General features: G+C 38.8%; 11 protein-coding genes. 10 read left to right on the forward strand and 1 reads right to left on the reverse strand.

Features of this window, described 5'->3' with window-relative positions; translation table 11 throughout:
* Positions 1 to 217 precede the first annotated feature (217 nt).
* From pfkA to BTR25_RS02505, 3 genes are all read left to right on the forward strand, one after another.
* Positions 218 to 1,177, forward strand: coding sequence for a 6-phosphofructokinase (gene pfkA / locus BTR25_RS02495; protein WP_075685836.1), 960 nt, complete (start codon positions 218 to 220; stop codon positions 1,175 to 1,177).
* 31 nt (positions 1,178 to 1,208) lie between these two features.
* The gene (gene pyk / locus BTR25_RS02500) at positions 1,209 to 2,972 is read left to right on the forward strand and encodes a pyruvate kinase (RefSeq protein WP_075685838.1); all 1,764 of its coding nucleotides are present in this window, start codon (positions 1,209 to 1,211) and stop codon (positions 2,970 to 2,972) included.
* A 95-nt stretch (positions 2,973 to 3,067) separates the two neighbouring features.
* The gene (locus tag BTR25_RS02505) at positions 3,068 to 3,454 is read left to right on the forward strand and encodes an FxsA family protein (protein WP_075685840.1); all 387 of its coding nucleotides are present in this window, start codon (positions 3,068 to 3,070) and stop codon (positions 3,452 to 3,454) included.
* Between the two features lie 41 nt (positions 3,455 to 3,495).
* On the opposite strand, the gene ytvI is transcribed toward BTR25_RS02505, so the two are convergent.
* Positions 3,496 to 4,611: a sporulation integral membrane protein YtvI gene (gene ytvI / locus BTR25_RS02510; protein WP_075685842.1), complete on the reverse strand. Its 1,116-nt coding sequence runs from the start codon at positions 4,609 to 4,611 to the stop codon at positions 3,496 to 3,498.
* A gap of 197 nt (positions 4,612 to 4,808) precedes the next feature.
* Here ytvI and BTR25_RS02515 point away from each other — a divergent pair, with 197 nt between their 5' ends.
* From BTR25_RS02515 to pnpS, 7 genes are all read left to right on the forward strand, one after another.
* Positions 4,809 to 5,270 carry a DUF441 domain-containing protein gene (locus BTR25_RS02515; RefSeq protein WP_075686453.1) on the forward strand — a complete coding sequence of 154 codons (462 nt, stop codon included), beginning with the start codon at positions 4,809 to 4,811 and terminating at the stop codon, positions 5,268 to 5,270.
* Positions 5,271 to 5,633: 363 nt separating this feature from the next.
* On the forward strand, positions 5,634 to 6,755 hold the full coding sequence (citZ, locus tag BTR25_RS02520) for a citrate synthase (RefSeq protein ID WP_075685844.1): 1,122 nt from the start codon (positions 5,634 to 5,636) through the stop codon (positions 6,753 to 6,755).
* Positions 6,756 to 6,909: 154 nt separating this feature from the next.
* On the forward strand, positions 6,910 to 8,178 hold the full coding sequence (icd, locus tag BTR25_RS02525; protein WP_075685846.1) for an NADP-dependent isocitrate dehydrogenase: 1,269 nt from the start codon (positions 6,910 to 6,912) through the stop codon (positions 8,176 to 8,178).
* 116 nt (positions 8,179 to 8,294) lie between these two features.
* Positions 8,295 to 9,233 (forward strand): malate dehydrogenase, encoded by a 939-nt coding sequence (mdh, locus tag BTR25_RS02530; protein ID WP_075685848.1) that lies wholly within the window; start codon positions 8,295 to 8,297, stop codon positions 9,231 to 9,233.
* Positions 9,234 to 9,316: 83 nt separating this feature from the next.
* Positions 9,317 to 9,796, forward strand: coding sequence for a MaoC/PaaZ C-terminal domain-containing protein (locus BTR25_RS02535; protein WP_075685850.1), 480 nt, complete (start codon positions 9,317 to 9,319; stop codon positions 9,794 to 9,796).
* Positions 9,797 to 9,925: 129 nt separating this feature from the next.
* Positions 9,926 to 10,642: a response regulator transcription factor gene (locus BTR25_RS02540; protein ID WP_075685852.1), complete on the forward strand. Its 717-nt coding sequence runs from the start codon at positions 9,926 to 9,928 to the stop codon at positions 10,640 to 10,642.
* Positions 10,639 to 12,399, forward strand: coding sequence for a two-component system histidine kinase PnpS (gene pnpS / locus BTR25_RS02545; RefSeq protein ID WP_075685854.1), 1,761 nt, complete (start codon positions 10,639 to 10,641; stop codon positions 12,397 to 12,399). Before BTR25_RS02540 ends, pnpS begins: the two co-directional genes overlap by 4 nt.
* Positions 12,400 to 12,407 lie beyond the last annotated feature (8 nt).

Genomic DNA, 12,407 nt, shown 5'->3' on the forward strand with positions numbered 1-12,407 from the left:
ATTCAATGAATCCGTTTACAGCATGCTTTGAAGCGGTTGCATTTAACGGACAATTCCGTCTATTAAAATTACTAATACGATTAAGTTGTTATGGGCATTTCTTCGTGGTATTTTATAAATATTCCTGACTTTTATGTAAATAATAAAAGGGGTAACCATTGTTAATACTTATTTAATAATATACATAGATTTAATAATTTTTTTAGAGGTGAAATATATGAAAAGAATTGGTGTGCTTACAAGTGGCGGGGATTCACCAGGTATGAATCCTGCTATCCGTGCCGTTGTTCGGAAAGCTATTTTTCATGGTGTAGAGGTATTTGGTATTTACGGAGGATATTCTGGTTTAATCTCTGGAAATATTAAAAAGCTTGAATTAGGTTCCGTGGGTGATATCATCCACCGCGGAGGAACCATGCTTCATACAGCTCGCTGCCCAGAGTTTAAAACGGCAGAAGGTCAGCTAAAGGGAATTGAGCATTTAAAAGCACAAGGTATTGAGGGCCTTGTTGTAATTGGCGGAGACGGTTCTTATCGAGGTGCAAAAGCCTTGACAGAGCGTGGATACCCATGTGTTGGTGTACCAGGAACAATTGATAATGATATCCCGGGTACAGAATTAACGATTGGCTTTGATACCGCGTTAAATACTGTTATTGATGCAGTTGATAAAATTCGTGATACAGCTACATCACACGAAAGAACATTCGTGATTGAGGTAATGGGAAGAGACGCAGGTGACATTGCACTTTGGGCTGGACTTGCAGGCGGTGCTGAGACGATTTTAATCCCAGAAGAAAACTATGATATGGATGAAATTGCTGAGCGTCTTCGTAAGGGTCAGGAGCGCGGTAAGAAGCATAGTATCATCGTTATAGCGGAAGGTGTAACCAGTGGTACAGACTTTGCTAAACAATTAAAGGAAGTAGCTGACCTTGATACTAGAGTATCAGTTTTAGGTCATATTCAGCGCGGCGGCTCACCAACTGCATCAGACAGGGTACTTGCAAGCAGACTAGGTGCACGGGCTGTGGAACTTCTGATTGAAGGTAAAGGCGGACGAGCGGTTGGAATCGAAAAGAACACTCTTGTCGATTATGACATCATTGAAGCTTTAGCAAGAAAGCATACACTTGATCTTGATTTATTTAAACTTTCAAAAGAACTTTCCATTTAGGAATTGGTAAAATTAGAGGAGGATATTTTTAATGTTACGTAAAACAAAAATAGTTTGTACGATTGGTCCAGCGAGTGAGAGTATCGAGAAGCTAACACAATTAATGGAAGCCGGAATGAATGTTGCCCGTTTGAATTTCTCTCACGGTGATTTTGCAGAACATGGTCAAAGAATCGTTAATATCCGTGAAGCAGCTAAAAAGACAGGTAAAACGGTTGCCATTTTACTTGATACAAAAGGTCCTGAAATTCGTACGAATAACATGCAGGACGGGGCAATCGAACTAACTGCTGGAAGCAGTATTATCGTTTCCATGAATGAAGTACTAGGTACAACAGAGAAATTTTCAATTACATATCCAGGTCTAATTGATGATGTAAACGAAGGTTCTAAAATCCTTTTAGACGACGGCTTGATTGGTTTAGAAGTACTAAATATTGATAAAGAGGCAAATGAAATTCTTACAAAAATCCTTAACAGCGGAACATTGAAAAACAAAAAGGGTGTCAATGTACCGGGTGTTTCCGTTAATCTGCCGGGTATTACGGAAAAAGATACTCAAGATATTCTTTTTGGAATTGAACAGGGAGTTGACTTTATTGCAGCTTCTTTCGTTCGCCGTGGTAAAGATGTATTGGAAATCCGTCAGCTTCTAGAGGAAAACCAAGCTACACATATTCATATCATTCCTAAAATAGAGAACCAAGAAGGTGTCGATAATATCGATGAAATTCTTGAAGTATCAGATGGCTTAATGGTTGCTCGCGGAGACCTAGGGGTAGAAATACCAGCTGAGGAAGTACCTTTAGTACAAAAAATGCTTATTAAGAAGTGTAATACGCTTGGAAAACCTGTTATTACGGCTACGCAAATGCTAGATTCTATGCAGCGTAATCCTAGACCTACACGTGCTGAGGCTAGTGACGTTGCAAATGCTATCTTTGACGGTACGGATGCAATTATGCTATCGGGTGAAACGGCTGCAGGTCTGTATCCTGTTGAAGCTGTTCAAACCATGCACAATATTGCTTCTAGAGCTGAATCGGCATTAAATCATAAAGCAATTTTATCGGCTCGCAGTAAGGATGCGGAACATAACTTAACAGATGCGATTGGTCAATCTGTCGCACATACAGCACTTAATTTAGACGTTAATTCAATTATCACCCCTACAGAAAGTGGACATACAGCAAGGATGATTTCTAAATACCGTCCAAAGGCACCAATCGTTGCTGTAACGGCAAACGATTTTGTATGCCGCCGCCTAGCTCTTGTTTGGGGGGTCTATCCACAATTCGGTAAAATCGCAACGACAACAGACGAAATGCTTGATACAGCAGTTGAAGAAAGTGTATACAGCGGTATTGTAAAACATGGTGATTTAGTTGTCATAACTGCAGGTGTTCCTGTGGGTGAAGCTGGAACAACAAACTTAATGAAGATACATGTGGTAGGGGATATCATTACGAAAGCACAGGGCATTGGCCGTAAGTCAGCATTCGGTAGAGTAGTGACTGCTCAAAGCGCCCAAGAAGCACTGGATAAGGTAAAACCTGGTTCCATTTTAGTTACGCTTGGAACAGATCGTGATATGGTGCCAGCGATTGAAAAGTGTGTGGCGTTAATCACACAAGAAGGCGGTTTAACTAGCCATGCAGCCGTAGTAGGTCTAAACCTTGGAATCCCAGTTATTGTTGGGGTTGAAAACATTCTAGATGTATTCAGAGACGGACAAGAAATTACCGTCGACGCGTCCCGTGGAGTAATCTACAACGGTCACGCAAGCGTACTATAACAAAAAAAGAAGGGGGTTCCCTTCTTTTTTTGTTATCATAATTTGGTCCAGACATTATATAATGAATACAAGCCGTTTTTTTAAAAGGAGATCACATGCGATATTTAGCTCTTCTGATTATTATTATACCTGCTATTGATATCGGTTTCTTACTATTATCAGGCAAAGTAATCGGTGTCCTGCCTACAATTACCTTAATCATTCTTACAGGTGTAATCGGTGCCTATTTAGCCAAACGAGAAGGCTTGCAAACACTTAGAAACGCTCAAGGACAGCTAAGCTACGGGCAAATCCCTGGTGAATCCATTTTAGATGGAATCTGTGTCCTTGTAGGCGGTACACTATTGTTAACTCCTGGCTTTGTCACTGATTTAGTAGGCTTCCTATTGTTACTGCCAGCTTCAAGAAGACCGTTTAAATTTTTAATGAAAAATGGTCTACGTAAATGGATTGAAAAAGGAAATATTAAGATTATTAACTAAAAAAACGTCAACCTAATTCATTGTAGGTTGACGTTTTTAGTTTATACTTCATTTCCCTTAATAAAGGTCCAGATGTCATGAAACACATGTGCACGATAAAGGGTGCTTATAATAACAAGTGTAACAGGCCCGACAATTAACCCTAAGAAACCAATTAATTTAAAACCGACAAACAAGGCAATTAGGGTTGCTAATGGATCAAGTCCAATGTTGGAAGATAGAATCTTAGGCTCCATGATCTGCCTCTGTACAATGACTAGCAGGTAAAGGATACCCAAGCCAATGGCAAGACCAAGATTCCCGGTAATGATGCTATAGATAATCCAAGGTGCAAAAACTAAACCCGTTCCTAAATAGGGAATTACATCAACAATTCCGATGATGAGTGCAATCGTAATGGCGTAATCCACCCTAAGAATTAGTAATCCAATTAAAATAATGACTGTCGTAATACTAATAAGGGTTAATTGTGCTTTTAAAAATCCAAACAATGCCCTTTTTAAGTCAAAAAAGACTGTTCTGCTGCTGCTTTTAGCCTTTTCAGGTAAAATTTTATTGCTAAATCTTGATAATCTTTTCCAATCCTTACTAATAAAAAATGTGGCCAAAAGGGAGAAAATGATCACAGTTGCTGCTGTTGGGAACCATGATAAAATGACAGGAATGTTACCGAAAAGATTTTGAATGAATGTTCCAACCGTTGATCCAATCGTGTTGCCAATGTTTTGGATATTTCCTATGATCGTGTCTTGTTGACCCGAATCAAGTTTATTAAATACACTTGTTAATTGATTATAAAGTGGGATAATCTGTGCTGTAATATAATCCTCGATATATTTGATTAATGTATCAAGATGCTGTGGAACAACTCTAGCCAAATAATTGGCGCCAGATACGATTTCAGCTACCAACAGTGTCAGTAAACCTGCAATAATTGCAAATAGTAGGATTAGAGCGATGAAAACTGCTAGACCCCTGGGCATTCGAAGTTTTCTTTCAAAGATTTCTACAACCGGATTCATTAAAAACGCAATAATTAGTCCGATTAGAAATGGGTAGGTTACCTTTGACAAATAATAAAGAGATATTGACGCGAGGATGACAATCCCAATTACAAGAATAAACCGTATCGTCTGATTTATGTACTTTTTATTCAACAACATGCCCCCTTTCAACAACTAAACCATATAGAATTAGTTTAACATTTTTGGGCTAATTGGACAGTATTAAAACCTTAAAAACACTGATAAGAAAATAGAAACGGAATTCGGATCGTTCATAGCCATTATTGTATTCCTTTAATGTGGTACAGGGCAATTATGGTAGTATAGTGAAAAAAGGATGGATCAATTTGATATTTAGTGAATCATTATTATTCCTGCTGCTTCTACTGGTAATCGGAATTATTGCAAAAAACAATTCCTTATTAATTGCAATTGCGGTGTTGTTAATATTGAAAGTAGCAGGATTAGAAACGAAATCCTTTTCATTTTTACAGACAAAAGGAATCAATTGGGGGGTGACGATCATAACCATTGCAGTTCTAGTCCCGATCGCCAGTGGCGAAATTGGATTTAAAGACCTGTCAAGTGCATTTAAATCCCCTATGGCTTGGGTTGCACTGATATCTGGCATGGTTGTTGCCTTATTAGCAAAGGGCGGAGTATCCTTGCTTTCTGATGACCCGCAAATCACTACTGCCCTTGTATTAGGCACGATCTTGTCAGTTTCAATTTTTAAAGGTGTTGCAGTGGGTCCATTAATCGGTGCCGGGATTGCCTATACAGCAATGAAAATAATTGAATTTTTCCGCTAGATATTTTGTGAAATAATATTTTTTTACACTTTTCGGGCGCTTTTCGTTCACAAAAATCTGATAATTGTTTATAATAGGACTTGAAAGCGCATCCTTTTTTACATAAGTCTCATGATTATGGTAGATTATTTGTAAAATAACGTTTATCTTTAAGATAACATCGTGCTTTTGTTATTCTAGAGCCGAGCAAGCGCTCAATTGTTAGAAGATGCGCTCATTATTAGTTCTTTGGCAATGGGGATATTTTTCACATAAGGGATACCATTGTTTTACCTAAGCTGGGGATCCATGCAGCTCCAGTTGTTATTATACGTTTTTTTACAGATGGATAATGGGGAATATTAAAAAAAGGAGAGATTTTCTATGACAGTTACAAGAGGTCTTGAAGGGATTGTGGCAACAACTTCCTCCATCAGCTCAATTATTGATGACACCTTAACGTATGTTGGTTTTGATATCGATGATTTAGCTGATAATGCTAGTTTTGAAGAAGTGATTTATTTACTTTGGCACCGCAAATTGCCTACAGAGCCGGAATTGGCTGAATTGAAGAAACAGCTAACCGAAAATGCTGCTCTTCCACAAGAAGTTATTAACCACTTTAAAATGTATCCAATTCAAAAAGTCCACCCAATGGCAGCACTTCGTTCAGCAGTTTCATTATTAGGCTTATACGATGAAGAAGCAGATGATATGAATGAAGAAGCTAACTACCGTAAAGCAATTCGTCTTCAAGCAAAAATGCCTGCAATTGTAACAACTTTTGCACGAGTTAGAAAAGGACTTGAACCAATTGCTCCTAGGCAGGATCTAAGTTTTGCCGCGAATTTCCTTTACATGTTAACTGGAAATGAACCAGAACAGATTGCGGTCGACGCAATGGACAAAGCACTTGTTTTACATGCTGATCATGAATTAAATGCATCAACCTTTACAGCTCGCGTTTGCGTGGCAACCTTATCTGATGTCTATTCGGGCGTTACCTCTGCTATCGGTGCACTTAAAGGACCACTTCATGGCGGTGCAAACGAAGCGGTTATGAAAATGCTTACTGAAATCGGCAATCTTGAAAATGTAGAGCCATATGTTCGTGGTAAGCTTGAGAAGAAGGAAAAGATCATGGGGTTTGGTCACAGGGTATACCGCTTAGGTGATCCGCGTGCAAAGCACTTGAGAGCAATGTCAAAGAAATTAACAGAGCTAACAGGTGAGCCTCATTGGTTTGAAATGTCTGAGAAAATTGAGAGCATTGTAACAGGCGAGAAGAAGCTTCCGCCAAATGTGGATTTTTATTCAGCATCAATGTACCATAGTCTAGGTATTGACCATGATTTGTTTACACCGATTTTCGCAGTTAGCCGAGTTTCAGGCTGGCTTGCACATATTCTAGAACAATATGAAAACAACCGCTTGATTCGACCGCGTGCAGAATATACAGGTCCTGGTATGCAGACCTATGTACCAATCGGTCAAAGAGGGGTATAATCATTTTACTTTTTAATGAAAAATTGTTCTAATTAGATTGTATGAAAAGGTTAGGGTTTTCAAATACACTAACCTTGGTATACAATCTTTAATAATGGACTGCGTTAAAGCGTAGTCGATTGCTTCATACATAACGAGGAGGGAGAATACAACTATGCAAGGCGAAAAAATCACGGTTTCAAACGGAGTATTAAATGTTCCTAACAATCCAGTTATCCCATTTATCGAGGGTGACGGAATTGGTCCTGATATCTGGGCAACTTCTGAGAGAGTACTAAATGCAGCTGTTGAAAAGGCTTATAAAGGTGAGCGCAAGTTAGTATGGAAGGAAGTTCTTGCTGGAGAAAAGGCTTTTAATCAAACTGGTGAATGGCTTCCAAAGGAAACTCTAGATGTAATCAACGAATATTTGATTGCAATCAAAGGTCCATTAACTACACCAATCGGCGGAGGAATTCGTTCTTTGAACGTAGCATTACGCCAAGAGTTAGACTTATTCGTTTGCTTACGTCCGGTAAGATGGTTCGAAGGGGTACCATCACCTGTTAAGCGTCCACAAGATACTGATATGGTTATTTTCCGTGAAAATACTGAAGATATTTATGCAGGTATTGAATATAAACAAGGCTCAGAAGATGTTAAGAAATTAATTAATTTCTTACAAACTGAAATGGGCGTAAACAAAATCAGATTCCCTGAAACATCAGGTATTGGTATTAAGCCTGTTTCTGAAGAAGGTACTAGTCGTTTAGTGCGCGCAGCTATTAATTATGCGATCAAAGAAGGGCGTAAGTCACTAACTCTAGTACACAAAGGTAACATTATGAAGTATACAGAAGGCGCGTTCAAAAACTGGGGCTATGAGCTGGCTGAAAAGGAATTCGGCGATCAAGTATTTACATGGGCTCAGTATGACCGCATCAAAGATAGTCTTGGTTCAGAAGCTGCAAACAAAGCACAGGCTGATGCAGAAGCTGCAGGCAAAATCATCGTTAAAGATGCAATTGCTGATATCTTCTTACAACAAATCCTAACACGTCCACGTGAGTTCGATGTTGTTGCAACAATGAACTTAAACGGTGACTATATTTCTGATGCACTTGCTGCACAAGTAGGTGGAATTGGTATTGCTCCAGGAGCGAACATCAACTATGAAACTGGGCATGCTATTTTCGAAGCAACACATGGAACGGCACCAAAATATGCAGGTCTTGATAAAGTAAACCCTTCATCAGTTATTTTATCAGGTGTATTATTGCTTGAGCACTTAGGCTGGAATGAAGCAGCAGACATGATTATTAAATCAGTTGAAAAAACAATCGCTTCTAAAGTGGTAACATATGACTTTGCCCGCTTAATGGAAGGTGCTACAGAAGTAAAGACCTCTGAATTTGGTGACGAATTAATCAAAAATATGGAGTAAGACAAGCAGTGCCCATTAGTCGTTGGCGCCGGAGCTAGACAATTCTCGAGAGTAAAAGGTAAGGGCTGTTTTCGGGTAGCCCTTATGATTAATTTACATAAAGGGGAGAAAAGATAATGTCATTACAACGTAAAAAGATTTCGGTAATTGGCGGAGGTTTTACTGGAGCTACAACTGCATTCCTGCTTGCACAAAAAGAATTAGGCGATGTCGTTCTAGTTGATATTCCACAAATGGAAAACCCTACGAAGGGCAAAGCACTAGATATGCTTGAAGCTAGTCCTGTCCAAGGATTTGATGCAAATATTACTGGCACTTCCAACTATGAAGATACTCGTGATTCTGATATCGTTGTGATCACTGCTGGGATCGCTCGTAAACCAGGAATGAGCCGTGATGATTTAGTTCAAACAAATCAAAAGGTTATGAAGAGTGTAACAGAGCAGATTGTTAAATATTCTCCAAATTGTACTATTCTAGTTTTAACCAACCCAGTTGATGCGATGACATATACTGTATTTAAAGCTTCTGGATTCCCTAAAAATCGTGTAATTGGTCAGTCTGGCGTCCTTGACACGGCTCGCTTCCGTACATTTGTTGCCCAAGAATTAAATCTTTCAGTGAAAGATATTACTGGATTTGTTCTTGGCGGACATGGTGACGATATGGTTCCGCTTGTTCGTTACTCTTATGCTGGTGGTATTCCACTAGAAACATTAATAGCTAAAGATCGATTAGAAGCAATCGTTGAACGCACTAGAAAAGGCGGCGGTGAGATCGTTAACCTTCTAGGAAACGGGAGTGCCTATTATGCTCCTGCAGCAGCACTTGTTGAAATGTGTGAAGCAATTCTAAAAGATCAGCGCCGTGTACTCCCGTCCATTACGTACCTTGAAGGTGAATTTGGCTACGATGGTATTTATCTTGGAGTACCAACCATCCTTGGTGCAAATGGAATCGAAAAAGTAATCGAACTTGAATTAACTATAGAAGAAAAAGCAGCATTAGATAAGTCTGCTCAATCTGTACGTAGTGTAATGGAAGTTCTAGTTTAATCATTTTTGTTGAAACTCGGGGTGTAGAGCCCCGATTTTCTTTAAATAGTAATGTAATCGCTTACAAATGTGAGGTGAATCTTATGCTGTTAGGAAAAAAGAGAAAGCTAGGCAGACAAATTAATGAAATTACTGTTGGTGAGAAGCTATCTTTAACGACTAAAGTAGAGGATAAGGATATTCTGTTGTATTTAGGATTAACCGATGACGCAAACCCTCTTTTTATTCAGCATGATTATGCATCCCAAACTCCACTGAAAAAGCCAATTGTTCCGACCATCATGCTCACAGGAATGATTACATCGACAGTTTCAAAATATCTTCCTGGACCAGGAAGCCATATATTAAGTCATGAATTACAGTTTCTAAAGCCTGTCTATCATTATGGAACCGTCAATCTGCTATTACAAGTAACCGAAGTAAAGCCGGACACCCACACAATTACCATACAGGTCACTGGTACGAACGAACAAGACGAGGATGTAATCCAAGGAAAATTAAACGTCTGCCCCCCACACCGACTAGAAGGCATGGAAGGGAAAATACTAGATAATTTTTACTAGTATCAAAAAGGAATGTACTCACATTCCTTTTTTTCGTGAAAACTAACTGGTGCAGGTTTGTTGCAGGTATTCTTTTTCGTTCTATATTATAATGAAGAGGAAGTGTATTAAAGCCAGGAGGCGTTACGGATGAAAAAAGTTCTTGTTGTGGATGACGAGCAGTCAATCCTTACATTATTAAAATATAACCTAGAACAAGCAGGTTTTGAGGTACTGACTGCAATGGACGGCTTAGAGGGAAAACAACTGGCAGAAACCATGCAGCCGGATATCATGATACTTGACCTTATGCTTCCTAAACTGGACGGGATGGAAGTATGCAAGCTGCTCAGACAACAAAAAATTATGACCCCCATCCTGATGCTGACAGCAAAGGACGATGAATTTGATAAAATCTTAGGCCTTGAGCTTGGGGCTGATGATTACATGATTAAGCCTTTTAGTCCAAGGGAAGTGATTGCACGTGTAAAAGCAATCCTTAGAAGAGTACAGATTCAATCTGACAATAGCTCAGATGGTCAGTTAGAAGAAAACCAACAAATTGGGATTGGGAGCTTAAAAATATTCCCTCATAAGTATGAAGCATTCTTTAATGAAATCCGCTTAGAGTTAACACTAAAAGAATATGAATTACTTCACTATCTGGCTCAGAATAAAAATCGTGTTTTAACCCGTGATCAACTGTTAAGCGCAGTTTGGAATTATGAGTTTGCCGGTGACACGAGGATTGTAGATGTACATATCTCACATTTAAGAGAAAAAATCGAGGAAGACACGAAGAAACCTATCTATATAAAAACCGTCCGCGGTCTAGGCTATAAACTGGAGGAACCTAGCGGACAATGAGTAATTTCCGAACAAGACTTCTCATTGCCCTTATAACGTTAATTATCACCATTTTGGTTGGATTGGGAATCTTACTTGGTCAGTTATTTAAAAGCTATTATTTAGAAACGTATAATGAGCGATTACAAAAAGAAATCAATTTATTAAGTATTTATATTGAGGATAACGGCGGGGTAAACAATGTTACCACTCAGGATATCAAAATATTTAGCAGAATGCTAAACGTCAGATTGGCGATTACAGATACAGAAGGAATGATTCTGCATGACAGCGGCTACGAGAGTCAATCCAATTTAAAGGGCTTAAAAGAAAATATCAAGGAAGTGATCATTGAAGGAACAAAACAAGAAACAAAACTTGTTGAACAAGATGAATATGATTTGTACTATGCTTGGAGACCGATCTTACAGGATGGTGAAGAAGAGGGCTATTTATTTATCATAACCAAAACGAATGAACTAAAAGAAGCCTATGGGCAAATTTGGTGGATTCTATCGATTAGTTTAGGAATAGCCTTGATTGCCTTTATATACCTAGGTATCAAGATTACCTCAAGATACACGAAGCCAATTGAATCAGCAACAAACGCTGCGATCCAGCTTGCTAATGGAAATTACCGAGCAAGGTCCGTTTCGAATGGCATGAATGAAACGAGTATGTTGAGTACCTCCATCAACACGCTAGCACAGAATCTTGAAGAAATGAAAAAAGCTCAGGAAATGCAGCAGGACAGGCTCACGGCTTTGATTGAGAATATGGAGGCAGGATTACTCTTAATCGATAGTAGAGGATACATAAATTTAGTTAACAAAGGCTATGTTGACATCTTCCAAGTAAAATCAGCTGATTATATGTATAAATTATATTATGAAATCATTGAGCATGAAGAAGTAAGTGATTTAATTGCAGAAGTGTTCCGTACTGAGCAGAAAGTCAGTAAACACCTGGTGCTGCCGTTAGCAATTGAGAGAAGATACTTTGTTGCGTATGGTATCCCAATTATTGGGATAAACAATGTATGGAAGGGTGTTTTACTCGTTTTCCATGATATTACCGAGTTAAAAAAACTGGAGCAAATGAGAAAAGATTTTGTTGCCAATGTATCTCATGAATTAAAAACCCCTGTTACATCGATAAAAGGGTTTGCAGAAACACTTTTAGATGGGGCGATGAACAATAAAGAAACATTAGAAGCCTTCCTATCGATAATTAACAAAGAAAGTGACCGGCTTCAGTCCCTTATTCAGGATTTGCTCGATCTTTCAAAAATTGAACATCAAGAATTTAGACTCCATATCCAAAAGGTTAATTTGGTTGCCTTACTGAAGGATGTCAACACCATGCTTGATAAAAAGGCATATGCAAAAGAAATTAATCTCAGCCTAGAATGTCCTGTTGATGATTTATACATCCAGGGAGACTTTGATCGACTAAAGCAAATTTTTATCAATTTAATAACGAATGCCATATTATATACTCCGGCAAAAGGGTATGTAAAGGTATCCATCATTGATCATGGGAAAAAAGTAGCTGTACATGTGATTGATACCGGAGTCGGAATTGCTTCCAATGAAATACCAAGAATATTCGAGCGTTTTTACCGAGTCGACCGGGCGAGAAGCCGAGATTCAGGCGGGACGGGACTGGGCCTAGCCATTGTGAAACATTTAGTAGAAGCACATCATGGACATATCACAGTGAAAAGTAAAGTTGGTGAAGGCAGTGAATTTGTCATTGAACTTCAAAAGTATATGTAATGCCTGGA

This window comes from Bacillus sp. MRMR6 (assembly GCF_001940785.1).
In the GTDB taxonomy this organism is placed as follows: Bacteria; Bacillota; Bacilli; order Bacillales; family Cytobacillaceae; genus Neobacillus.

Coding starts and splice junctions, on each gene's coding strand:
- pfkA (WP_075685836.1), top strand. CDS start 218: ATGAAAAGAATTGGTGTGCTTACAAGTGGCGGGGATTCACCAGGTATG.
- pyk (WP_075685838.1), top strand. CDS start 1,209: ATGTTACGTAAAACAAAAATAGTTTGTACGATTGGTCCAGCGAGTGAG.
- BTR25_RS02505 (WP_075685840.1), top strand. CDS start 3,068: ATGCGATATTTAGCTCTTCTGATTATTATTATACCTGCTATTGATATC.
- citZ (WP_075685844.1), top strand. CDS start 5,634: ATGACAGTTACAAGAGGTCTTGAAGGGATTGTGGCAACAACTTCCTCC.
- icd (WP_075685846.1), top strand. CDS start 6,910: ATGCAAGGCGAAAAAATCACGGTTTCAAACGGAGTATTAAATGTTCCT.
- mdh (WP_075685848.1), top strand. CDS start 8,295: ATGTCATTACAACGTAAAAAGATTTCGGTAATTGGCGGAGGTTTTACT.
- BTR25_RS02535 (WP_075685850.1), top strand. CDS start 9,317: ATGCTGTTAGGAAAAAAGAGAAAGCTAGGCAGACAAATTAATGAAATT.
- BTR25_RS02540 (WP_075685852.1), top strand. CDS start 9,926: ATGAAAAAAGTTCTTGTTGTGGATGACGAGCAGTCAATCCTTACATTA.
- pnpS (WP_075685854.1), top strand. CDS start 10,639: ATGAGTAATTTCCGAACAAGACTTCTCATTGCCCTTATAACGTTAATT.